Origin of the sequence: Bradyrhizobium sp. SRS-191 (genome assembly GCF_024586915.1) — a bacterium.
Lineage (GTDB): Bacteria > Pseudomonadota > Alphaproteobacteria > Rhizobiales > Xanthobacteraceae > Bradyrhizobium.
Genome location: NZ_JANBVS010000012.1, coordinates 60,725 through 84,261, shown reverse-complemented (window position 1 = coordinate 84,261; position 23,537 = coordinate 60,725). Strand labels below are relative to the sequence as shown.

At 65.6% G+C, this 23,537-nt stretch carries 23 protein-coding genes; 13 read left to right on the top strand and 10 right to left on the bottom strand.

Going from position 1 to position 23,537, the window contains the following annotated elements; translation table 11 throughout:
* Positions 1-67 precede the first annotated feature (67 nt).
* The gene (purU, locus tag NLR35_RS21450; protein ID WP_257168518.1) at positions 68-931 is read left to right on the top strand and encodes a formyltetrahydrofolate deformylase; all 864 of its coding nucleotides are present in this window, start codon (positions 68-70) and stop codon (positions 929-931) included.
* A 150-nt stretch (positions 932-1,081) separates the two neighbouring features.
* Here purU and NLR35_RS21445 read toward each other — a convergent pair whose 3' ends face one another.
* Complete coding sequence (locus NLR35_RS21445) at positions 1,082-1,363, bottom strand: hypothetical protein (RefSeq protein ID WP_257168517.1); 282 nt, start codon at positions 1,361-1,363, stop codon at positions 1,082-1,084.
* Between the two features lie 351 nt (positions 1,364-1,714).
* On the opposite strand from NLR35_RS21445, the gene NLR35_RS21440 reads away from it, so the two are divergent.
* The 6 genes from NLR35_RS21440 (at position 1,715) to NLR35_RS21415 (ending at position 7,848) form a co-directional block, all read left to right on the top strand.
* Entirely contained in the window at positions 1,715-2,860 is a 1,146-nt protein-coding gene (locus NLR35_RS21440; protein ID WP_257168676.1) for an ABC transporter substrate-binding protein, read from the top strand.
* Positions 2,861-3,000: 140 nt separating this feature from the next.
* Entirely contained in the window at positions 3,001-3,870 is an 870-nt protein-coding gene (locus NLR35_RS21435) for a branched-chain amino acid ABC transporter permease (protein ID WP_257168516.1), read from the top strand.
* A 7-nt stretch (positions 3,871-3,877) separates the two neighbouring features.
* On the top strand, positions 3,878-4,915 hold the full coding sequence (locus tag NLR35_RS21430) for a branched-chain amino acid ABC transporter permease (protein WP_257168515.1): 1,038 nt from the start codon (positions 3,878-3,880) through the stop codon (positions 4,913-4,915).
* Complete coding sequence (locus tag NLR35_RS21425; RefSeq protein ID WP_257168514.1) at positions 4,912-5,658, top strand: ABC transporter ATP-binding protein; 747 nt, start codon at positions 4,912-4,914, stop codon at positions 5,656-5,658. The genes NLR35_RS21430 and NLR35_RS21425 overlap by 4 nt, the downstream gene beginning before the upstream one ends.
* A complete protein-coding gene (locus tag NLR35_RS21420) occupies positions 5,658-6,374 on the top strand; it encodes an ABC transporter ATP-binding protein (RefSeq protein ID WP_257168513.1) in 717 nt (238 codons plus the stop codon). The genes NLR35_RS21425 and NLR35_RS21420 overlap by 1 nt, the downstream gene beginning before the upstream one ends.
* Positions 6,375-6,729: 355 nt before the next feature.
* Complete coding sequence (locus NLR35_RS21415; protein ID WP_257168512.1) at positions 6,730-7,848, top strand: cobalamin-independent methionine synthase II family protein; 1,119 nt, start codon at positions 6,730-6,732, stop codon at positions 7,846-7,848.
* Positions 7,849-7,888: 40 nt separating this feature from the next.
* Here NLR35_RS21415 and NLR35_RS21410 read toward each other — a convergent pair whose 3' ends face one another.
* From NLR35_RS21410 to NLR35_RS21390, 5 genes are all read right to left on the bottom strand, one after another.
* Entirely contained in the window at positions 7,889-9,019 is a 1,131-nt protein-coding gene (locus tag NLR35_RS21410; RefSeq protein WP_257168511.1) for an acyltransferase, read from the bottom strand.
* Positions 9,020-9,126: 107 nt separating this feature from the next.
* A complete protein-coding gene (locus NLR35_RS21405) occupies positions 9,127-9,819 on the bottom strand; it encodes an SGNH/GDSL hydrolase family protein (RefSeq protein WP_257168510.1) in 693 nt (230 codons plus the stop codon).
* Between the two features lie 49 nt (positions 9,820-9,868).
* Positions 9,869-10,258 carry a DUF2147 domain-containing protein gene (locus NLR35_RS21400; protein ID WP_257168509.1) on the bottom strand — a complete coding sequence of 130 codons (390 nt, stop codon included), beginning with the start codon at positions 10,256-10,258 and terminating at the stop codon, positions 9,869-9,871.
* A 185-nt stretch (positions 10,259-10,443) separates the two neighbouring features.
* Positions 10,444-12,117, bottom strand: a complete 1,674-nt coding sequence (locus NLR35_RS21395) for a caspase family protein (RefSeq protein WP_257168508.1) — start codon at positions 12,115-12,117, stop codon at positions 10,444-10,446.
* A gap of 107 nt (positions 12,118-12,224) precedes the next feature.
* Entirely contained in the window at positions 12,225-13,340 is a 1,116-nt protein-coding gene (locus tag NLR35_RS21390) for an aspartyl protease family protein (RefSeq protein ID WP_257168507.1), read from the bottom strand.
* Between the two features lie 176 nt (positions 13,341-13,516).
* On the opposite strand from NLR35_RS21390, the gene NLR35_RS21385 reads away from it, so the two are divergent.
* From NLR35_RS21385 to ahcY, 3 genes are all read left to right on the top strand, one after another.
* Complete coding sequence (locus NLR35_RS21385; protein ID WP_257168506.1) at positions 13,517-14,866, top strand: hypothetical protein; 1,350 nt, start codon at positions 13,517-13,519, stop codon at positions 14,864-14,866.
* A gap of 84 nt (positions 14,867-14,950) precedes the next feature.
* Positions 14,951-16,147, top strand: a complete 1,197-nt coding sequence (metK, locus tag NLR35_RS21380; RefSeq protein ID WP_257168505.1) for a methionine adenosyltransferase — start codon at positions 14,951-14,953, stop codon at positions 16,145-16,147.
* Between the two features lie 199 nt (positions 16,148-16,346).
* A complete protein-coding gene (ahcY, locus tag NLR35_RS21375) occupies positions 16,347-17,768 on the top strand; it encodes an adenosylhomocysteinase (RefSeq protein ID WP_257168504.1) in 1,422 nt (473 codons plus the stop codon).
* A gap of 174 nt (positions 17,769-17,942) precedes the next feature.
* Here the strand turns inward: ahcY and NLR35_RS21370 are convergent, their stop codons facing one another.
* From NLR35_RS21370 to NLR35_RS21355, 4 genes are all read right to left on the bottom strand, one after another.
* Positions 17,943-18,980 carry a D-alanyl-D-alanine carboxypeptidase family protein gene (locus NLR35_RS21370; protein WP_257168503.1) on the bottom strand — a complete coding sequence of 346 codons (1,038 nt, stop codon included), beginning with the start codon at positions 18,978-18,980 and terminating at the stop codon, positions 17,943-17,945.
* Positions 18,981-19,113: 133 nt separating this feature from the next.
* Entirely contained in the window at positions 19,114-19,755 is a 642-nt protein-coding gene (locus tag NLR35_RS21365; RefSeq protein WP_257168502.1) for a cytochrome b/b6 domain-containing protein, read from the bottom strand.
* Between the two features lie 67 nt (positions 19,756-19,822).
* On the bottom strand, positions 19,823-20,101 hold the full coding sequence (locus NLR35_RS21360) for a PepSY domain-containing protein (protein WP_257168501.1): 279 nt from the start codon (positions 20,099-20,101) through the stop codon (positions 19,823-19,825).
* Between the two features lie 193 nt (positions 20,102-20,294).
* Positions 20,295-20,585, bottom strand: coding sequence for a hypothetical protein (locus NLR35_RS21355; RefSeq protein WP_257168500.1), 291 nt, complete (start codon positions 20,583-20,585; stop codon positions 20,295-20,297).
* A 299-nt stretch (positions 20,586-20,884) separates the two neighbouring features.
* Here NLR35_RS21355 and NLR35_RS21350 point away from each other — a divergent pair, with 299 nt between their 5' ends.
* Genes NLR35_RS21350 through NLR35_RS21340 form a run of 3 tightly spaced genes read left to right on the top strand, consistent with a single transcriptional unit; the run spans position 20,885 to position 23,533 of the window.
* Entirely contained in the window at positions 20,885-21,376 is a 492-nt protein-coding gene (locus NLR35_RS21350; RefSeq protein WP_257168499.1) for an ATP-binding protein, read from the top strand.
* 23 nt (positions 21,377-21,399) lie between these two features.
* A complete protein-coding gene (locus NLR35_RS21345) occupies positions 21,400-22,650 on the top strand; it encodes a dienelactone hydrolase family protein (RefSeq protein ID WP_257168498.1) in 1,251 nt (416 codons plus the stop codon).
* A gap of 13 nt (positions 22,651-22,663) precedes the next feature.
* Positions 22,664-23,533: a lysozyme inhibitor LprI family protein gene (locus NLR35_RS21340; RefSeq protein WP_257168497.1), complete on the top strand. Its 870-nt coding sequence runs from the start codon at positions 22,664-22,666 to the stop codon at positions 23,531-23,533.
* Positions 23,534-23,537 lie beyond the last annotated feature (4 nt).

The following is a 23,537-nucleotide window of genomic DNA, read 5'->3' as shown; positions in this document are numbered from 1 at the left end:
GAGCAGGGCCCGAAACGGCCCCCGCGCCTGCCGCAAGATCAATCTCCCCATCCGGTACGCCATCGCCATGTCCGACCACCAGTATGTCCTGACCCTGTCCTGCCCGGATCGTCCCGGGATCGTCTCGGCCGTCTCCACCTTTCTCGCCCATAACGGCCAGAACATTCTCGACGCCCAGCAGTTCGGCGACTTCGAGACGGGTCACTTCTTCATGCGCGTGGTGTTCACCGCCGCCGATCTCGCGGTCAACCTGCCGGCGCTGCAGACCGGCTTCGCGGCGATCGCCGAACGCTTCGCGATGGATTGGCAGATGCGCGACCGCGCCGGGCAGCGCCGGGTGATGCTGCTGGTGTCGAAGTTCGACCACTGCCTGGTCGACATCCTCTATCGCTGGCGCACCCGCGACCTGTCGATGATCCCCACGGCGATCGTCTCCAACCATCCGCGCGAGACCTATGCCGGGCTCGATTTCGGCGACATTCCGTTCCACCACATGCCGGTGACCAAGGACAGCAAGCGCGACCAGGAGCAGGCCATCCTGAAGCTGGTCGAGGACACCAAGACCGATCTCGTGGTGCTCGCGCGCTACATGCAGATCCTGTCGGACGAGATGTCGGCGAGCCTGTCCGGCCGCTGCATCAACATCCACCATTCGTTCTTGCCGGGCTTCAAGGGCGCAAAACCCTATCACCAGGCCTATGAGCGCGGCGTCAAGCTGATCGGCGCCACCGCGCATTACGTCACCCGCGACCTCGACGAGGGCCCGATCATCGACCAGGACGTCGAGCGCATCAGCCACCGCGACACGCCGGAGGATCTCGTGCGCAAGGGCCGCGACATCGAGCGGCGCGTGCTGGCGCGGGCGATCCGCTATCACCTCGAGGATCGCGTCATCCTCAACGGCCGCAAGACCGTCGTGTTCATGGACTGATCGAAGCGCGGGCGGACGTCGCCGGCGGTCCAGTCGCAATCGCGGATCGCAGGCGCGGCGTCCTGTCATGCGCCGGCCATCGCGGCATGGGCGCCGGGGGAAGAGCGACCTCGGCTCCGCGCAAGCTCGTGTCGCGATTCGGGCAGGCCCTCAGCGTCGAGGCGTGGCCGCCTGCGCATTGGAGTCCGACTGCGTCTCCTTGTCGCGCTCGCTCGCCGGCAATTGCCGCTGCCGCTCGCGCTCCTGCATGAAGCGTTCGTATTCCGGCGACCCGGGTCGGGGCGGGGCATTCGCCGGCAGGCCACCAGCCCATTGCGGCATCAGGTCGCCCATCCCGGCCCCGACCGTCGCATTGATCGACGAGCAGCCGGCCAAGGACAGGGCAACGGCGGCTGCCAGCGGGGCGAGAACTAGACGAAAACTGCGCGGCATGAGTCAGCAACACCATAGGGAACAAGGCAGGCCAGCAGCGCGGCAATGTCCGCCTTCAACCGGCCAATTCAGTCGATTTGATGCCAGGTAATATAATACTCTTTTCTGCCCCTGTCGGTCCTTCCTGTCCTGACGGTCATCACCCGCCAACCCTCCGAAGAAATTCCGCAGTTGCATGGCTGGCATACAGAATCTATTCCGAATTGCTATAGCTGTTAGAGCGTGCGGCAGGTGTTCGGCGGTCACAAATCGCTTTAGCGTCGCCGCAAAACTGAACATTTGATCGTAAGCGCCGCCCTTCGAAGCGGCGCAAAGGGAGGATGGCACGTGAACAATCGAATTGCGGGTCTGATGTTGGCCGGCGCGGCCGCCGCGCTCGCCGCTTGTCCGGCTTACGCCGAAGATACGTTCAAGATCGGCCTGATCGTGCCGATGACCGGCGGCCAGGCGTCGACCGGCAAGCAGATCGACAACGCGATCAAGCTGTACATGCAGCAGAACGGCGACACCGTCGCCGGCAAGAAGATCCAGGTCATCCTCAAGGACGACGCCGCGCTGCCTGACAACACCAAGCGGCTGGCGCAGGAGCTGATCGTCAACGACAAGGTCAACGTCATCGCCGGCTTCGGCGTGACCCCGGCTGCTTTTGCCGCGGCGCCGCTCGCCACCCAGGGCAAGATCCCCGAGGTCGTGATGGCTGCCGGCACCTCGATCATCACCGAGAAATCTCCCTACATCGTCCGCACCAGCTTCACCCTGCCGCAGTCCTCCACGATCATCGGCGACTGGGCGGTCAAGAACGGCATCAAGAAGGTCGCGACGCTCACCTCGGACTACGCGCCGGGTAACGACGCGCTGGCCTCCTTCAAGGAGCGCTTCACCGCCGGCGGCGGCGAGATCGTCGAGGAGGTGAAGGTCCCGCTGCAAAATCCGGACTTCGCTCCGTTCCTGCAGCGCATGAAGGACTCCAAGCCGGACGCGATGTTCGTGTTCGTGCCGGCCGGGCAGGGCGGCAACTTCATGAAGCAATATGCCGAGCGCGGCCTCGACAAGAGCGGCATCAAGGTGATTGGTCCGGGCGACGTGACCGACGACGACCTCCTCAACGACATGGGCGACGCGGTGCTCGGCGCTGTCACCGCGCACATCTATTCGGCGGCGCATCCGTCGGACAAGAACAAGGAATTCGTCGCGGCCTACAAGAAGGCCTTCAACAGCCGTCCAGGCTTCATGGCGGTCGGCGGCTATGACGGCATCCACCTGATCTACCAGGCGCTGAAGAAGGCCGACGGCAAGACCGACGGCGACTCGCTGCTCGCGGCGATGAAGGGCATGGCGTGGGAGAGCCCGCGCGGCCCGATCTCGATCGACCCGGAGACGCGCGACATCGTCCAGAACGTCTACATCCGCAAGGTCGAGAAGGTCGACGGCGAGCTCTACAACGTCGAGTTCCAGACCTTCGAGGCCGTGAAGGATCCGGGCAAGGCGAAGAAGTGACGCTGCCTCGGCAGCGTCATCCCGGGGCGTCGGCGCAAAGCGCCGGCGAACCCGGGATCTCGACATGATTGAAGAGATTCCGGGTTCAGCGCTGCGCGCTGCCCCGGAATGACGATCTCCAACCCGGCTCGCCTCGTTCGATGACCTCCATCCTCACCAACCTGTTCGACGGCGTCGCCTACGGCATGCTGCTGTTCGTGCTGGCCTGCGGGCTCGCCGTGACGCTCGGCCTGATGAACTTCGTCAACCTCGCGCATGGCGCCTTCGCGATGGCCGGCGGCTATGTCTGCGCCGTGCTCGTCAACCGGATCGGCTGGCCGTTCTTCGCCGCGCTGCCAATGGCCTTCGTCGCCAGCGCCGTGATCGGCGCGCTGCTGGAGCGCACGCTCTATCAGCATCTCTACGCGCGCAGCCATCTCGACCAGGTGCTGTTCTCGATCGGGCTGGTGTTCATGACGGTCGCCACCGTCGACTACATCATGGGCTCGTCGCGCATCTTCATCAAGCTGCCCGCCGTTCTCCAGGGCCAGTTCGACATCTTCGGCGTCGGCATCGGCCGCTACCGGCTGATGATCATCGTGATCTGCGGACTTTTGACGGTGGGACTCCAGCTTGTCCTGTCCAAGACCCGCTTCGGCAGCCGGCTGCGCGCCGCGGTCGATGACCCGCGCGCCGCCAGCGGCCTCGGCATCAACGTGCCGCAGGTGTTCGCCTTCACTTTCGCCTTCGGCTGCGGCCTTGCCGGCCTCGGCGGCGCGCTCAGCGCCGAGATCCTCGGCCTTGATCCGTACTTTCCGCTGAAGTTCATGATCTACTTCCTGATCGTGGTCACGGTCGGCGGCTCGTCCTCGATCACCGGCCCGTTCTTGGCCTCGCTGCTGCTCGGCATCGGCGACGTCGCCGGCAAATATTACGTGCCGAAGGTCGGCCCGTTCGTCATCTACACCATCATGATCGTGATCCTGATCTGGCGTCCGAACGGCTTGTTCGGTCGCACGGCGACGCGGTGAGGATCGCATGACCACGAACGCACAGACCGAGGTCGGCCTCCTTGCCAGGCAGCATGGCCGCTGGCACTGGAGCGAGTTCGCCTTCTGGATCGTCGTGCTGGCGGTCGGGCTCGCGTTTCCCTCACGCTACCTGATCATGACCGAGATCCTGCGGCTGGCGCTGTTCGCGCTGTCGCTGGATCTGATCCTCGGCTATGCCGGCATCGTCTCGCTCGGCCACGCCGCCTTCTTCGGCGTCGGCGCCTATTGCGCCGGCCTGTTGTCGGTGCACGGGATCATCAACGAGCCGGTGCTGGCGCTGATCGTGGCGGGACTGGCCGCCACCGTGCTCGGCTTCGCCACGAGCTTCCTCGTCATCCGCGGCGTCGACCTGACGCGACTGATGGTGACGCTCGGCATCGCGCTGCTGATGGAAGCGCTCGCCGAGCGCTTCTCCAACATCACCGGCGGCACCGACGGCCTGCAAGGGATCGACATCCAGCCGATCTTCGGCGTGTTCGCCTTCGACATGTTCGGCAAGACCGGCTTTTTCTACGCGCTCGCCGTGCTGTTCGTGCTGTTCCTGCTGGCGCGGATCATCGTGCATTCTCCGTTCGGCCTGTCGCTGCGCGCCATCAAGAACAATCCGCTGCGCGCCTCGGCGATCGGCATTCCCGTCAACAAGCGCCTGATCGCGATCTACACCGTCGCGGCGTTCTATGCGGGCATTGCCGGCGCATTGTTCACCCAGACCACGGCGCTCGCCTCGCTCGACGTGTTCTCCTTCGAACGCTCCGCCGACCTCGTGCTGATGCTGGTCATCGGCGGCTCCGGCTATCTCTATGGCGGCCTGATCGGCGCCGCCGTGTTCCGGATGCTGCAGGAGCTGTTCCAGTGGATCACGCCGCAATACTGGATGTTCTGGATCGGCCTCGTGCTCGTCATCATCGTGCTCGTCGGCCGCCATCGCATCCACGCTTATGCGCTGTGGCTGCCCAACCTCATCCTTCGGCAGATCGCCGGCCGCAAGGCCGCGGTGGCCCTCACCGATAACGAGGCGCCATGACCTACGCCTTGGAAACACGCGGCCTCGACAAGCATTTCGGCGGCCTGCACGTCACTCGCGATCTGTCGCTGCAGATCAGGCCTGGCGCGCGACACGCGCTGATCGGCCCGAACGGCGCCGGCAAGACGACGGTGATCAATCAGCTCACCGGCGTGCTGGAGCCTAGCTCCGGCCGCATCCTGCTCGAAGGGCAAGACATCACCGATCTGCCCGTGCACAAGCGCGTGCTGCGCGGCCTGTCGCGCACATTCCAGATCAACCAGCTCTATCCCGACCTGACGCCGCTGGAGACGATTGGTCTCGCGGTGTCCGAGCGGCTCGGCGGCGGCGGCAATTGGTGGCGGCGCATGGGCACGCGCGACGATATCAATGCCGAGATCGCCGAGACCCTGGAGCGCTTCCGGCTGCTCGACGTGATGAACGACCGCACCTCGACGCTTCCTTATGGCAAGCAGCGCCTGCTGGAGATCGCGGTCGCGATCGCGGCCAAGCCGCGGGTGCTCTTGCTCGACGAGCCCGCCGCCGGCGTGCCCGAAGGCGAGCGCAAGGACATTCTCGCCGCCGTCGCCGCGCTGCCGCGCGACGTCACGGTGCTGCTGATCGAGCACGACATGGATCTCGTCTTCTCGTTCGCCGACCGCATCTCGGTTCTCGTCTCCGGCGCGCTGCTGGTCGAGGGTGCGCCCGACGAGGTCGCGCGCGATCCGCAGGTCAAGGCGGTCTATCTCGGCGAGGCCGCGTGATGACCGATCTGCTCGCAATCGAGAACCTCCGCGCCGGCTACGGCCAGGCGGTCGTGCTGCCGAACATGTCGCTGTCGCTGCCCGAGGGGCAGGTGCTGGCGCTGCTCGGCCGCAACGGCGCCGGCAAGACCACGCTGATCAACTCCATCGTCGGCGTCACCCGCCGCTTCCAGGGCAAGCTCGCGCTCGGCGGCACCGACATCACCTCGTTGCGCGCCGACCAGCGCGCCCGCGCCGGCATCGGCTGGGTGCCGCAGGAGCGCAACATCTTCCGCTCGCTCACGGTGGAGGAGAACATGACCGCGGTGGCTCAGCCCGGGCCGTGGACGGTCGAGCGCGTCTACCAGATGTTTCCGCGGCTGAAGGAGCGCCGCAACAATTTCGGCAACCAGCTCTCCGGCGGCGAGCAGCAGATGCTGGCGATCGGCCGCGCGCTCACGCTGAACCCGAAGGTGCTGCTGCTGGACGAGCCGACCGAAGGATTGGCGCCGATCATCGTGGAGGAGTTGCTGGCTGCGATCGGCACCATCAGCCGCGCCGGCGGGTTATGCTCCATCATCGTCGAGCAGCACGCCCAGAAGCTGCTCGCGCTGGCCGACCGCGTCGTGATCCTGGAGCGCGGCACCATCGTCCACGACGCGCCCTCCAGCGCGCTGAAGGCCGACCCCGCGCCGTTGGAGCGCCATCTCGGCGTTGCGAGCGCGGCGGCGCACTGACGTTCAGGCCCCCGCGGCCGGGCCCGATCGCTACGGGCGAGCTGTCTCGACCAGGCGCGGAGGGTTATTCTGTATACCGGAACGTCGGCCGCAGGGATCGTCCGTCATCCCGGCCGTATGACCGGAAGCGTGAAATCGGCCGAGACGCCAAAGCCAGCCCGGCATGGGTCGGGACTTTCGACCCCCGCGCACAATCCTGACCGAACGTAATTGTATACTGATCGGAGACGCGCTAGGGCTTGCCCCGGCATTTGAGAACGCGCGGGCGCCAGCCACGAGGCCGCTCGCTGAGGTCAATCATTTAACCGATCCATCGACCAAATCGAAGACGTCGACCATTCCAAGGAGTGAACAGATGCAACGCACCAAGCCTCCCTTCCGCGCCGACGAAGTCGGCAGCCTGCTGCGCCCGCAGAAGATCAAGGAAGCTCGCGCCAAGCTCGAGAAGGGCGAGATCTCCGCGGCCGACCTCGCCAAGATCGAGGACATGGAGATCGAGAAGGTCGTGCACCGCCAGGCCTCGACCGGCCTGAAGCTCGCGACCGACGGCGAGTTTCGCCGCTCCTGGTGGCATTTCGACTTCCTGGCCAAGCTGACCGGCTGCGAGCTGTTTCATCCTGACGCCGGCATCCAGTTCACGGGCGTGCAGACCCGTCACGACGCGGTGCGCGTGATCGGCAAGCTGGACTTCCCGGACGATCATCCGATGCTCGACCACTTCCGCTTCCTCAAGAAGCACGCCGATACGGCGCATGTGACGGCGAAGATGACGATCCCGTCGCCGGCGGTGCTGCATTTCCGCGGTGGCCGCAAGTCGATCTCCAAGGACGTCTATCCGGATCTCGACGCGTTCTACGAGGATCTCGGCAAGACCTACCGCAAGGCCGTGAAGGCGTTCTACGACGCCGGCTGCCGCTATCTGCAGTTCGACGACACCGTCTGGGCCTATCTCTGCTCGCAGGAGGAGCTGAAGAAGGCCAGGGAGCGTGGCGACAATCCGGACGGCCTGCAGCAGATCTATTCGCGCGTCATCAACTACGCGATCGCCGAGCGTCCGGCCGACATGACGATCTCGACCCATGTCTGCCGCGGCAACTTCCGCTCGACCTGGATCTCCTCGGGCGGCTACGAGCCGGTCGCCGAGACCATGCTCGCCAACACCAACTATGACGGCTACTTCCTGGAGTATGACAGCGAGCGCGCCGGCGGCTTCGAGCCGTTGCGATTCCTGCCCAAGGGCAACAAGGTCGTCGTCGTCGGTCTCGTCACCTCGAAGGTCGGCGAGCTCGAGAAGAAGGACGACATCAAGCGCCGCATGGAAGAGGCCTCGAAATTCGCTCCCCTCGACCAGCTCGCGCTGTCCCCGCAATGCGGCTTCGCCTCGACCGAGGAAGGCAACATTCTCAGCGAGGAAGAGCAGTGGGCCAAGCTGCGCCTCTGCGTCGAGCTCGCCGAAGAAATCTGGGGCAAGTAATCAGCTGCCTGAGGCGGCGCGCCTGGCGATCAGGCGATGATCAATGACGTGGAAGCGGGGCCGGAGCAATCCGCCCCGCTTCGCTTTTGCGCAGCAGCGCGCGGCGGATCAGCCGCTGGGCGGGGGCCTCGAACAAGGCATAAGTGAGATACGCCGCAGTCAGGGTCAGCCCCATGAAGCCGACCCAGAACAGCTGGCCGCCATACGGGATCGGTTGGCCCCAGGTCGCGAAAGCCAGCGCGATCATGAGCTGGATCGGGAAGTGCAGCAGGTAGCACGAATAGGTCATGTTGCCGGCGGCCTGCACCAGGTCTTCAATCCGTCCTGGTAGCGAGAGAGGCCTTGCGCAGACGAACAACACGATCGGCGTATAGATCAGCAGCAGCGCTGCGGATCGCTCGGCGAGGGCGACGCCGGATAGCCAGAGCGCCAAGGGAATGCCGACGGCGGCGCACGCGGCGAGCGCCTCCAGTTTCGGTCGGTACGGGGCGTCGGCAACGCTCTGCCGCGCCATCGCGGCGAGGCCACCGGCATAGAAGAACACGAAACATTTGCCGACCAGCGTGCCGCTCGCGATTCCCGCCAGGATCATCGCCAGGTTCAACAGCGGCGACGTGGTGACGAACCGCAAGCCCAGGAAGAACGCAGCGTAGACCAGCACCTCGATCGAGACCGACCAGATCGGTCCGTTGAAGCTGACGCCGGTCGGCGGCAGCCAGTCGCTGGCCATGAGAAGCTGCGCGAGGAAATGGCCGGGATCGTTGCTCTGGTAGACGAAGTAGAAGCCATGCTGTGTGACGTAGACAGCCTGCAGGGCTGCGACCAGCAGCAGCGTCGCGAGATGCAGCGGGTAGAGCCGCGACAGCCGGTTGACGAAGAAGGTCCAGCCGTCGACCGCGCCATTCGGGATGAGCGCGCTGTACTTCCAGAAGAAGATGAACCCCGAGATGCACCAGAAGATCACCACGCCGTATTCGCCGAGCTCATAGAACGGGAACAGCACGCGGTAGAACGGCAGCTCGCTGCGGACGAGGCCGACCGGCGAGGCTGCGACGTAGGCGAAATGCGGGTAGTGCCACAGCAGCACCGAGATCGTGGCGATGAAACGCAGCAGCTCGAGCCCGAGCAGCTTGTGAGTTCCCGGCGACGTCGATGGTGGGGGCAAGGTCATGTAGCGATTTGTTAACCGTGGACACGGGAAGCGCTGCCCGATCCTAGCCGGAGCGGAGTGAAGGATTGTTTTCGTCCGTCGGGGGACAGCGGCTCGGCGCGACGGCCTCAGCGGCAGGCGAGCTCCGTGGCCTGCTGGATCGCCTGATCCCAGGATCGGTAGCCCGCAGCATTGAGGTGGACGCCTTCGAGCGTGAACGGCGCTTCCATCGGCGGCAGGGGCATGAAGGTCGCGCCGGTGCGCTTGGCGAGGTCGGGCAGTGCGGCACGATAGCCGGTGATGCTCGCCGCCGCGGCCTTTTCCATCGCCGCCGTGAACGGACCGCGCACCTCGACTGGAGGAAACTCTATGATGAAGAGGCGCGTGGTCAGCGTCGTCAGCTCGCGCAGCAGCGCCTCGTAGCGTCCGGCGAACACTTGGCTGGAGTCGGGCTTGGCGGTGAGCGCGTCGTTGACGCCGAGCGAGACGATGATGGCGAACGGCCGCTTCGGCCCCAGCGCCGGCTTGAGCCAGCCGGCGAGATCGCTGCGTGTGCCAGCGCCGGCAAGGCCGGCGTTGACGATCGGATGTCCGCAGGCGCTGGCCGGCAGGGTCGCCGCCTCGACGATGCTGTCGCCGAGTACGATGATCGGGTCATCCGGGCGCGACAGCAGGTTGTAGTGAACGACGAGCTGGCGAACGGTGCGATGATCGCTGCTGGACGGCGTCGCCGAGCGGCGCACCAGCACGAAGGTCGCGGCCGCCGCGGCGATCAACGCGAACAGCACGAACCCCAGCCGGGCCTGCGTCTTCGCTGCCATTGGATGATCGATGTCCTCTGCGACCCCGCCGTGGTGCGATGCTGGAGCGCTAGTTCGCCCGCGTCCAGGTCGAGGACCGGCAGATCGCGCCGCCGAAGGCGCAGCCTGCGGTCGTCAGCGTGCCGCCCGACAGCGTCATCTTTGCATCATAGGTCTTGCCGTCGTCGGGATTGCTGTAGCTGCCGGCCCAGGCGTTGGGACCGGTCGGCTTCATGCCGGAGAACAGCCGTTGGCCGACCTTGGCGGGCGTATCGGTGCCCTCCTTGATCCAGACCAGCGTGCCGCAGATGGCGCCCCCGCACGGCGCGAACTTGACCTTGGACGCACCGGTCTCGCGCAGCCAGACGCCGGCGACGTCGTCGGCCAGCGCCGGGCTCGCGGCGAGCGCGAGCGAAAAACCAAGTCCAAGGATGAGTCCGAGGATGAAACGACTGATCATGCGAGCCTCCCTGCATCGTTCGAGACGCGTCTTGTTGCGCCGGATCGTGTCGGCAACGAGATGTGCCGACGGCGATCCGCGTCGTCTCTGTGAGCAAAAAGGATAGCAGGATTCGGGCGTGCTGCAGCTGCTTCGAACAGCGGCTGTGGGGAGCCGTCTGTCGCAGCCTCCGAGTTCCGGCAGCTCTATTTCGCCGCCAGATAGACCTCGCCGAGCAGCGAGGAGTTCGACCACGGCACCTGTCGGTTCCTGGTGCCGGCGACGACCTCGGCCCGCACCCGCGTCAGCATCTGCTGCACCTCGAGCCCGGGCGTGCCGATGTGGCGCGACAGTGCCGCGGAGAACGGGCTGTTCTCGCCGTCGCCGTCGAGCGCGACCTTGCCCGGAGCAGTCGCAAACGCGATCAGCGTGCCGGCGCCCGAGGTCGCACCGGTGCCGAGCGAGGACGGCGCGGCCAAGCCACTGCCGCTCAGGCTCCGGCTTGCCGCCGCGCCGGCGCCTTCCGGCGGCGCGAACGGATTGTTGCGGCAGGCATCGAGGATCAGGATGTTGGTGCGGACCTGGTCGTCGAGCCCGGCGAGAATCTGGTCCATGTCGACCATGGCTGACGTGACGTTGCTTCCCGATGCGAACGCGATGTCTGTGGGCACCAGATAATTGCGGCCGTCGATCTGCACGCCATGCCCGGCATAGAACACCACGGCGACCTGCGCCCGCGCTGCGTCGCGCAGGAAGTCGCGGGTCTTGGCCTGCATGGCCGCGCGGTCCAGATCGGTGCCCTCAACCACGGTGAAACCGATGTCGCGCAGGCTCTTGGCGATCGCGCGCGCATCCCGCGGCGGATTGGGCAGCGCCTGCACGTGCGCGTAGGCGCCGTTGCCGATGACCAGCGCCATGCGCTGTCCGGCCGCGGCAGCCGCCGGCACGGGGGAGGATGGTGCGGCCGCGGGCTCCGCGCGCTGCGGCGGCGGGGCAGGCGGCTCCGACAGCAGCGACAGCCGGACCTTGGCGGTGGCTTGGTTGGCCTTGCTGCCGGCATCGGATGCGGTAGGCTTCAGCGCCGCGGCATAGTCGGCCTTGGCCGCGTCGAACTCGCCCTTGACCTCGTAGGCCAGCGCGCGATGCACATGCGCCGAGATGATCACGCTGCCGGGAGGCGTCATGATGTTCGCCGGCGGGTTCTGAGCCAGCCGGACCGCCTCCGAGGCGTCGGTGATGGCGCGGTCGAAATTGCCCTTGGCGCGCCAGATCACGCTGCGATTGATCAGCGGAGAGGCGAGCCCCGGGTCGAGGCGGATCGCTTCGTTGATGTCGGTGAGCGCGCCGTCGAGATCGCCGGTCGCCTGCTTGGAGATGCCGCGGTTCTGCCAGGACAGCGCGGATTTCGGCGTGAGCCTGATCGCCTCTCCATAGTCGGCGATTGCCTTGGCGAAATCACCGCTGCCGCGATACGCATTGCCGCGGTTGTGGAAGATCGTGCCGCTCGGCGGACCGCTCTTGAGCGCGTCGTTGAAGTCGGCGATCGCGATCTCGTATTCGCCCTTGTCGTAATAGGCCGAGCCCCGCAGATTGTAGATCGCCTGCGCCGGCTGCAGCCGCAGCGCTTCCGTGGTGTCGGCGATCACGCGCGCGTAGTCGCCCGTCTTGTTCCAGCCGACCGCGCGCCAGAAATAGATCGTCCCGAGCTGGCCGCCGGAGAACACCTTGAGCGCAATGATCTTGGTGCAGGCCGATATCATCTGATCCGCCGGCGTGGTCTCGGTGGTGCACAGCGGCCCGAGCTGTGAGCGCGACTGCGCGGAGGCCGGCGAACAAAGCTGCGCGAGAAGCAGGCAGAGCAGCGGTAGATAACGGCGCATGCGGGACCATGGCGGCTGGTGGCTTTGGTCCTTTGTTGCGGAGGGGGATGGCGGGGTTCAAGGCGCCCCGGCGAGCTCTCCCCGTATCGTCGCCGATGCGAACTGCGCTAGGGCTTTCGGGCCTTGTGGGGACGAACCTCGACGAAATCGGCGGCGATCTGGACGTCGAAGCGTGACAGGAAGCTCATGCCCAGCAGCCCGTCGATGCCGCTGCCGTAATCCTTCTGGTCGCCGGCCTGGACCGCGACCGGAATCCCGGTCGCCGAAAGCGAGTTGAGCTTGACCTTGTCCGCCCGCGACAGCCGCGCTTTCGTTTCTCCATTCGCGCTGATCAGCGTGATGTCGCTGCCGACGTTCAGCGGCAGCTTGGCTCGCTCGGCAAAGGCCGAGCGGACGGACACGTAGCTCGCGCCGGTGTCGAGGATGAACGATCCCTTGACGCCGTTGATCTCCGCCTTGACCACCACGACGTTCTTCTGCCTGCCGAGGGGAAACCGCTCGTTGCGGGCGTCCGTCGGGGCGACACAATTGCCCTGCCGTTCATAGTCCGCGATCATCCGCTGGGTCTGGCCGGTATCGCGGGCCACTGGATCGAACGACACCCACAGGCTGATCGGCGCGACCGCCTCGCAATAGCGCTTCATCGCCGCATAGGCCTCGGCCATCTGCGTGAAGACGCGGCTGGCCACCTTCGCCTTGTCCGGCGAGAGTTCGATCGTGTCGGAGTAGTCGGTCAGCGCGCGCTGATGATCGCCCGCACCGGCCAGCGCCGTGGCGCGCAGATAATGCGCATCGCGGTTCGAGGGCGCCCGGCGGACATATTCGTCGGCGACCTCGACCGCCCGGGGATAGTCGGTGAGCTTCATGTAGGTGTCGGCGGCGCGGTGCAGGGCCATCAGCGGGGCGCCGCACTCCTTCACGAAGCGGAATTGACCTTCGGCGGCCTGACGTCGATAGCCGAGCTTGTCGAGCATCAGCGCGAGGTCGCTGATGCTCTTCTGGTCGCAGGGCTCGCGCTTGAGCTCCTGCAGGCGCAGCCAGACGAACGGATCGCGGGCAGCCTGCAGCGGCAGCGCTCCCAGCCGCTCGTAGACACCGGCGAAGACCTCGTCAGGATTTTCGTCGAGATAGCCGGCCGCGGCAGGTCCCGACGTGGCCCCACCGAGCGCGGCAGCAAGCAGCAGCGCGGCCACGAACGGCGTGGGCCCCTTACACTTCGACATGCTCACCCCAGCGTTGATCCCCTGGGAACTCTATAGCTCCAAAGAGTGTCGGAACAAGGTACCGGCCCAGGGGGCTCCCAGGCCTTTGCATGGTGGGCAGAAGCTGCTAGACGATTGGGCCAACGGGCTGCTGCCCACTCTCGCTTCCCACCGACTTTGGCGGACCACCCGGCCGGATGAAGAACGACCAGCTGCTCGCCCAGATCACGGAGTTCTGCCGCCATTCGGACATGGCGGAATCGACGTTCGGCCGGCGCGCCGTCAACGACGGCAAGCTCGTGCAGCGGCTGCGCGAGGGCAAGCGCATCACCATCGACACGCTGGACCGCATCCAGGCCTATATCGCGGCCTCCACCGGCACTTTGCCGCCGCCGCGGCTCGACATCGTGCCGGAGAAGCGCGACCCCAAGAGCAATTTCCGCTTCTTCGAGAACCGCCAGAAATATCTTCTGTTCGTGCACACCTGCAGCGAAAAGCGGGTGGTGGCCGAGCGCGTCGGCCTCGAGCTCGCCAGCATCCATCCGCGTCCGCCGGCGCTGCGGCTGTTCGATGCCGGAGTCGGTGACGGCACCGTGTTGTCGAAGGTTCTGCGGACGATGCACGGCCGTTTTCCACACATTCCATTCTACGTCGCCGGCAAGGAGCTCAGCCTCGAGGACGTCCGGCTGACCCTGGAGAAGGTGCCGGACCGGCTGTTCGAGCATCCGGCCAGCGTGTTCGTGTTCACCAACATGAACTATGCCGAGGCGCCCTGGCTGACGCCGGCCTCGCCCTCGGTGGCGGCCTCGATGATCTGGCACGAGGTCGTGCTGCAAGGCGATTCGTCAGGGGATTTCGAGGCCCAGATCACGGCGCTGAAGCCGTTTTTGGAGCAGAACTGGCGCGCCAACGTCTCCCAGCGCACCGGCATGCCGGTCTATGAGCGGCCGATCGCGCTGGTGCTGTACCGCGAGGACCACCGCTTCCTGCTCGACAACATCATTCCCAGGGCAGGGCGGGTCGAGGCCAATTTCGACCTGATCATCGCCTCGCAGCCCTATCGGGCGCGGTCCTCTGTCAATTTTCGCGCCAAGCGCATCATCGCACCGCTGGCGCGGGCGCTGAAGCCGGGCGGCCGGCTGATCGGAATCCACTCCCACGGCCAGGATCCGGGCCTGGAAATCATCCAGGCGGTGTGGCCGGGAGAAAATCCTTTCTCGGTCAGCCGCCATGAGCTATTGCGCGCCGTCAAGTACGAGCTGGGCTCCAGTGGGCGGGACTTAAATTTTAACGCCTATGCGGACAATCGCTCGATTTTCAGGTATGAGATGGAGGCTCTGCCCAACGAGGTCACCGGTGCGATCGGAACCTCGACGGCCTTTGCAGCCTGGAACGCGGCGGTGTATGTCGCGCAGATCGAGGAAGACCGCCTGACCGAGGTGGCCCACTCGTCCCGCGCGCTCGACGCCGCCAGAGAGGTTCTGCGAAAGCACAACGGGCTGTGGTTCTACGACGAGTCCTACGTCATCTCGCGGCGTCGCGACTGACATCCTGAGATCAGGACAGTTGGGATCAAGACACTTGGGATCAATACGAACGACCGCCGTGGGCGGCGAAGAAGGGGTTGCTTGATGCGCGCGTCATATCTGTTCACGTCGGAATCGGTGTCCGAGGGCCATCCGGACAAGGTCTGCGACCGCATTTCGGACGAGATCGTCGACCTGTTCTACCGCGAAGGGCCGAAGGCCGGCATCGATCCGTGGGCTATCCGCGCCGCCTGCGAGACGCTCGCCACCACCAACAAGGTCGTGATCGCCGGTGAGACCCGCGGCCCGTCCTCGGTCACCAACGAGCACATCGAGCACGTCGTCCGCGAGGCCATCAAGGACATCGGCTACGAGCAGCAAGGTTTCCACTGGAAGACCTGCGACATCGAGATCCTCCTGCATCCGCAGTCGGCCGACATCGCGCAGGGCGTCGATGCGCTGCAGCCCGGCGAAGTCAAGGAAGAGGGTGCCGGCGACCAGGGCATCATGTTCGGTTACGCGACCAACGAGACGCCGGATCTGATGCCGGCGCCGATCTTCTACGCCCACAAGATCCTGCGTCTGATCTCGGAAGCCCGTCACTCCGGCGTCGAAAAGGTGCTCGGCCCGGACTCCAAGAGCCAGGTCACCGTGCAATATGAGAACGGCAAGCCGGTCGGCGTGCGGGAGATCGTTGTCTCGCATCAGCATCTGGTCGAGGACATGACTTCGGCGCAGGTGCGCGAGCGCGTCGAGCCCTACGTGCGCAAGGCGCTGCCGGAAGGCTGGATCACGCCGAAGACGATCTGGCACATCAACCCGACCGGCAAGTTCTTCATCGGCGGTCCCGACGGCGATGCCGGCCTCACGGGCCGCAAGATCATCGTCGATACCTACGGCGGCGCGGCCCCGCATGGCGGCGGCGCGTTCTCCGGCAAGGACCCGACCAAGGTCGACCGCTCAGCCGCCTATGCGGCGCGCTATGTCGCCAAGAATATCGTCGCCGCCGGTCTCGCCGATCGTTGCACCCTGCAGCTTGCCTACGCCATCGGCGTGGCGCGCCCGCTGTCGATCTATATCGACACTCACGGTACCGGCAAGGTGTCGGAGGATGCGCTCGAGAAGGCCGTGGCCAAGGCCATGGACCTGACGCCGCGCGGTATCCGCACTCATCTCGACCTCAACCGGCCGATCTACGCGCGCACCTCGTCCTACGGCCATTTCGGCCGCACGCCGGACAATGAGGGCGGCTTCTCCTGGGAGAAGACCGACCTCGTCGAGCCGCTGAAGCGCGCGGTGTGATGCACGCGTCATCTCCCCCCGCGCGCGGGGGGAGATGACAGCCGATGCCCCGCATCGGTGTCGTTAGATTGAAGATGGCGGCAGAAGGCCGCCGTTGCCTCTCCCCGTGAGCAACGGGGAGAGTGATCTGGACCGCGCCTCGACGCGTCTATCTCGTTCGTTACGACCAGTTCGAATTCATCCGACCAGGAACCCCCACATGACCGCCAAGCCAGGTTTTACCGACTACATCGTCAAGGACATGTCGCTCGCCGAGTTCGGCCGCAAGGAGATCTCGCTCGCTGAGACCGAGATGCCCGGCCTGATGGCGACGCGCGAGGAGTATGGCCCGAAGCAGCCGCTGAAGGGCGCGCGCATCGCAGGCTCCCTGCACATGACCATCCAGACCGCGGTGCTGATCGAGACGCTGAAGGCGCTCGGCGCCGACATCCGCTGGGTCTCCTGCAACATCTACTCGACCCAGGACCACGCCGCCGCCGCGATCGCCGCCGCCGGCATTCCGGTGTTCGCCATCAAGGGCGAGACCCTGGTCGACTATTGGGACTACACCGCCAAGCTGTTCGACTGGCACGGCGGCGGCCACCCGAACATGATCCTCGATGACGGCGGCGACGCCACCATGTACGTCCATCTCGGCCTGCGCGCCGAGAACGGCGACACGGCGTTCCTCGACAAGCCGGCGTCCGAGGAAGAAGAGGTGTTCTTTGCGCTGCTCAAGAAGCAGCTCAAGGAGAAGCCGAAGGGCTACTTCGCCGAGATCGCCAAGTCGATCAAGGGCGTCTCCGAGGAGACCACCACGGGCGTGCATCGTCTGTACGACATGCAGAAGGCCGGCACGCTGCTGTGGCCCGCGATCAACGTCAACGACAGCGTCACCAAGTCGAAATTCGACAACCTCTATGGCTGCCGCGAGTCGCTGGTCGACGGCATCCGCCGCGGCACCGATGTGATGATGTCGGGCAAGGTCGCGATGGTCGCGGGCTTCGGCGACGTCGGCAAGGGCTCGGCCGCGTCGCTGCGCCAGGCCGGCTGCCGCGTGATGGTCTCCGAGGTCGATCCGATCTGCGCGCTGCAGGCGGCCATGGAGGGCTATGAGGTGGTGACGATGGAGGACGCCGCGCCGCGCGCCGACATCTTCGTGACCGCCACCGGCAACAAGGACATCATCACCATCGAGCACATGCGCGCGATGAAGGATCGCGCCATCGTCTGCAACATCGGCCACTTCGACAACGAGATCCAGGTCGCCTCGCTGAAGAACCTGAAGTGGACCAACATCAAGCCGCAGGTCGACGAGATCACCTTCCCCGACGGCAAGCGGATGATCCTGCTGTCCGAAGGCCGCCTCGTGAACCTCGGCAATGCGATGGGCCACCCGTCCTTCGTGATGTCGGCGTCGTTCACCAACCAGACGCTGGCGCAGATCGAGCTCTACGCCAACAACAAGGACGGCAAGTACAAGAAGGAAGTCTACGTGCTGCCGAAGTCGCTGGACGAGAAGGTGGCCATGCTGCACCTCGCCAAGATCGGCGTGAACCTCACCAAGCTGCGCCCCGACCAGGCCGCCTATATCGGCGTCAAGCAGGAAGGCCCGTTCAAGGCCGAGCACTACCGCTACTGAAATCTGGCGCGACGCGCAGCGGAGACGGCGAAGGCCGGGGCGATGCCCCGGCCTTTTTGTTTTGGTCACGTACTTGATTGGCTGCCAACGATGAAGATTCGCGCTGCCAGTGAATGCGCCCTCTCCCACAAGGGGAGAGGGCACATTAACGCGCACTACAACGGACGCTCGCAATCACCCCGTCCGCCGCGACGACAGCGCCGACGCTCGCACCGCCTTCGCGCGCTTGGCGGCATGATGCTCCGACCGCGCCGCAATTCGTTTGCCCTTCTTCGTCTCCGCCGCCGCGACCTTCACGGCCGGCGTGCGATGCTTGGTGTATTCCTCGCCGTCGACCGGGCCGACATGCGGCGGGTCGCGGTCGAGATAGGGACGGCCGACACCAAAACTCTTGCCGTTGGCGTCGACCCATTTCCACAGCTGCTCGGTCGCCACCCAGCGCTGCGCACGCGTGGCGCCGTTGACGCTGACGATGTCGGCGGCGAGGCCGTGGCCGTAGCCGCCGCGCAGGCTGCCGCCGTGATAGGAGCGGTTGGTCGCCGCCTTCAGCCCGCTCGCGATCTCCTGGCGATAGTCGTCGCGGAAGCCGCTGGTGATGCCGGGCGCGAGCCCTGCGGCCTCCGCGGCGTGCAGCGTATGAAACAGCTTCAGCTTGAAGCCGCGATCCATGCCGCCGATCACATACTCCGCCATGCTGCGGCCGACCCGCTCGGCCGCCTTCGGATCTTTCCAGGCGAAATCATTGTCGACGAGCTTGGTGAAGCTGCGCGTCACCTTCACCATGCGGCCCTTGCGCTTGACGGAGACGACGCGGCGCTCGGTCTCACGGATCTTGTCGAGCTTTGGCGCGCGCTCATACAGCGCGAACAGATAGCGATCGACGCAGGCATCGATATCGGGGCACTCGTCGAGGATCTCGATGCGATCGGCGCTGGCGACGGCCGACTTCGGCATTTCGCCGGAGGCCACCGGCGCGACCAACTCGTCGACGGGCAGGGGAGCCGACGGCGTGATCGATGCCGTCGTCAGCGCCGTTTCCGATGAGAGCGCCTGCGCCGCTGTCGCTGCCGTCGTGGTGGATGCCGTCACTTCCGCAACGACCGGCGTCGTCGTCTCCGGCTCGGCGGCCGACGCGGGCCAAGCGATGACGCAGCCTGCGAGAACAACCGATCGGCACAACGCACGCGTGGTGAACTGCTGCGAGCTCATCATCCGGCCTCCCCAAGATCCGTGCTCCTGCAGGCAGGAGCGGTCAGGCATCCGATACCTGCGATTGTTCGGTGCTTGGCGCCAGGGTGCAATAACACAACGGGCGTCTCGGGCAGCTTTTGCGGGAACTGTGGCCTCAGCGCAACGATCGGGGATTGTGAGTTCCGTGTGTCCCTGATGAGTCCGTTTGGCGTTGGACGATGCCTTGCGTCGTGCGCCGTAGCAGCTTGCGTCCCGTCAGCATGGCCCGTGCGAGGTTCTCGCGCTGCAGCCGGCTCACGAGCACGACCCCGAGGACATGGAGGACGACGAGCGGGATCAGCAGATACGACGTCACCTCGTGGGTATCCTCCACCCACCAGACGCCGAAGAAGCGCACGGTGACCTGCATCGCGCCGGTCACCGCCGAGACGATCAGCACGAGCAGCAGCGCCAGCTGCATCGCCGTGCCTGCGGGGTTGAGTCCGAGATAGCGTCCCGTCTTGCCGCGCCGCAGATTCCACAGATAGGACGGCGTCGCGCGGAGCCGGGCACGGAGGCTGCGAAAGCGCGAATGGCGCGTGCCGAGCACGCCCCAGATCAGCCGAAAGGCGAGCAGCCCGAGGATCGCGTAGCCGGCCAGGCGATGCAGGCCATCATAGACGTTCGGAGTGATCCAGGCGACGAGCACCAGCACGGCCAGCAGCCAGTGCCACAGGCGCAAGGGGAGATCCCAGACCAGCACCGTCTCGGCCTGGTCCGGGTCTGTCACGCTGGCTCTGGGAGCTGTGCCGTGCATGGCGTCAGATCGCAGCGCGCGGCGGAGCCGCACGCCACCCCGATGACTTGTCGACTTACTTGGCGACTTACTTGGCGACGGTATGCTTCAGGCTGAGATCTTCCGGGCTGTAGAACAGCTCGTAGAGCTTGCCTTCCTTGACGCCGTAAACTTCGTAGCAGCTGCCTTCGATCTTGGAGCGGCGCACCTCGTAGCCGAGAGCCTTCGCCTTCGCCTCGGCCTCCGCTGCCGGCTTCCACTGGGCCTTGTCGAGCTTGGTGCAGTCCTTGTAGCCGTCGGCCAGGGCCGGCGAGATGGCGAAGCCGGCGAGGATGGCGCCGATCGCGGCGGCGGTGGTCAGTCTCATCAATCCCTCCAATGAGCAAATTCAAACACGATGCATCGTGGGATCAGGGAAGACGGCAACGGTGCGAATGTGTCAACGGAGCGGCGGCTGGAATCGCTCTTAGAGGGTTTCCAGATTGCGGTCGGCCTCTGAAAAACAAGGGCCGCAGCGATCTCGCCGGTATCCGCGACGTTAGGTCTCGCTGCTCGAAGACCTATTCTCGACGCGCGAACACAACGGACCTACCGGGAGCATTCGGCACGGGATCCGGCAGGTCGATCCGCAGACACCGCGCTTGGACGGTCGCCTCCGGGAAGTTGGCCATCACCTCAGTCTCCATGCAACTCATCGACTCCCGGTCATCCTCCGAAATGCTGCCGTCGAAGATGCAGAAGATGTCGATGTTTCGATCAACGAGCTCAAACTGAACGGTCCGTAGCGATGGCGTCACCTCGCCGAGCAGAGCGCGGGTCAGGGACAGAAAAACGGATGATCTCTCAAGCATGGCTCAGACTCTGATTTCCGACGGGGCCCCCGAAAGCAGGCGCGAAGACCACCGGTGTTGCGCTCATTGAACGGGATAAGCGCGGGGATCGTCAACGCAGGCAGCGCCGTCACTGGACGATGCTGCCGATCTCTGGCAGAGTTCCTGACATGATCTCACGCGTTCACATCGCAGGCGCGGCTCTCAGCCGCCGAATTACCGACCCGGCCTGATCCGTCGGGCCGGGCGCGTTTGCCTGCGATTGTCATCTTGTGAACGTTTCGGCGCCCGAGGCGGCGCCGCTTGTGAGGATTCAGTCCATGTCTTCGAACCAACCCATGCTGCACCTCGTGTGCGGCAAGATCGCTGCCGGCAAATCGACGCTCGTTGCGGAGCTGGGCCAACGCCCGACCACCATCGTGGTGGCCGAGGACGATTGGCTGGCGCAGCTCTATCCAGGCGAGCAGACGAGCCTCGCCGACTATGTCCGCAATTCGTCGCGGCTGCGCGCCGTGATGGGACCGCACATCGTCGCGCTGCTACGTGCCGGCGTCTCGGTCGTGCTCGACTTCCCCGCCAACACGCTGGCCAGCCGCGGCTGGATGCGCGGCCTGTTCGAAGCCGCCGGCGTGCCGCACCAGCTGCACCATCTCGACGTCCCCGACGCGGTCTGCAAGGCGCGGCTGCGGGCTCGGAATGAAGCGGGTGGGCATGCGTTCAACGTGACCGACGAGGAGTTCGATCTGTTCACGTCCTACTTCGTGGCGCCGGCGGCCGAGGAAGGATTCGACGTGATTGTGCATCGGCCGTAACGTTCACGGCCGGGGGTGACGTCATGCGTCTGGGATCGGCTTTGCTCGCAATAATGGTGGCGATGATGATGCACGGCGCTGTCGCGCTACCCCTGACCGTCGATCCAGAGGCCATCGTGCCGCTGCCGCCGGCGTTCGAGATCGAGCCGCCGGCGCCGGACGTGCCGGCGGATATGGCGCGCTTTCTCGGCGCGTGGATCGGCACCTGGCATGACGACCGCCACATCCTGGTGGTCGAGCGTATCCGCGCCGACGGCCATGCCAACGTCGTGTTCGCTATGTCGGACTCGGCATTCTACGGCGCTAATCGCGAATGGTGGCGCGATGAGGCGGTCATCAAAGACGGCGTTCTCGTCATGACCGGATTCCGTATTTTCCGTTATGCCTTCGATGGTCCGGACCGGCTCTACCTGACCGCGACGCTCAAGAACGGTGGCGTCACCTCGGGCGCGCTGGTGCGCGGCGACGCCGCGCGCCTCGCGGCCGGCGATCGCCCGGAGGAGTGGCCGTGGCCAGGCGAGCGCGTCTTCATTCCGCATCTGACGCTGCGCACGCCCGATGCCAGCCGGCCGATCCGGCTGGAGGCGACCTACTACCCTGCGCCTGGGCCGGTCCCGGCGCCGCTCGCGATCGTCACCCACGGCTCCGATGTCGGCCGCAACCAGCTGCGCACATGGTCGTTTGCCACCGAGGCGCATTGGCTGCGCGACAACGGCTTTGCCGTGCTGACGTTCATGCGGCGCGGCCGCGGCCGTTCAGAGGGCATCAATGGCGAGGAGGATTTCGGCCGCGCCCATGACGGCAGCCTCGTTGACGTCTCGTCCGGCGTGGCACAGGCGGTCGAGGATCTCGACTCCGCAATCGCCTTCGGCCGCACCTTGCCCGGCGTGCGTCCGGGGCCGGTGCTGCTCGCCGGCCAGTCGCGCGGCGGTTTTCTCGCCATGCATTATGCCGGCCTGAAGCCGGCCGAGGTGTTGGGCGTCGTCAACTTCTCCGGCGGCTGGTATCCCTACGGCCCCGTGACCACGCCGTACTACGTCAATGCGGGCCGCGGTTCTGCGGGACAAGTGCCGCAGCTCTGGCTCTACGCCGACAATGACCGACTATACCCGGAGGCCCTGATCAATGAGTATCACACAGCCTTTGCGGCCGCCGGTGGCAGCGTGCGTTTCGAGCTGCTGCACGACGTTCCCGGCGACGGTCATCTGCTGCGGCTCTATCCCGACCGCTGGCGCGCGATCGGCGATGCGTTCCTGGCGTCGCTGGCGAAGTAGATTGAAATGTTCGATGAAAGTAGCGGCTTACGTACCTTTGCTTGTCGCCGGCCTGGCGCTGGCGCCAGAAGCGCGCGCGCTGGACTGCACGAAGGCGCAGCAGCCCGTGGACAAGATCATCTGCGCCTCGCCGCAGTTAAAGAAGGCGGACGAGGCCATGAGCGCCGCCTACTTCAAGCTGCTGCGCGAGACGACGGATCCTGAGTTTCACGAGGCGCTGATCCGGAGCCAGCGGCGCTGGCTCAAGGTGCGGTCCGGTGGCGTCGACCGCTTCGGAGCGGCCGAAAGCGATCCGGAGGCCCAGCAGAGCGATGCACGCATCCTCCTGGACCGCACCCGCCACCGAACAGATGAGTTGCAAGGCGGCGCGTTGATCCGCGCGATGGAGCGGCAGCGGAAGATCGTGGCGAAGGACAGCGGCGGAGCCTTCGCTGGCTACGAACCTGCGTCGTGCTTCTTCTCGCCCCCGCCTTACGGAAACTGGAATTACCTGTGCCTCAGCAGCATGTATCGCCAGCACCAGGACCGCATCTGCAGCGTGAGCCTGGAATGGGCCAGCGGCCATATATCTGAGGTGCGGAGCCTCGACGTTGTGAAGGATGGTCGCGCGAGCCCCAAGGCGAGTTGCGCGATCCGCGATTTTGTCGGCGACGACAAATGTCCCGAGCCTGATGACGACGTAGACGTGAAGGCCATCGCCCATTGGACCACGGCGTCGCCGGGAGCGGCCGCAGCGCCGGCACCGGCGCGGGAGCAGCGTTGGACATACGATCCGGACGTCGATGCGCGTCTCGAGGATCAGCCGTGGATGGAGGACTGCCTGTTCGCGCCGGTCTTCCCGCCACCCGCCCAGACCCGATCGGCTCCCGCGGCCAAGCCATGATGCC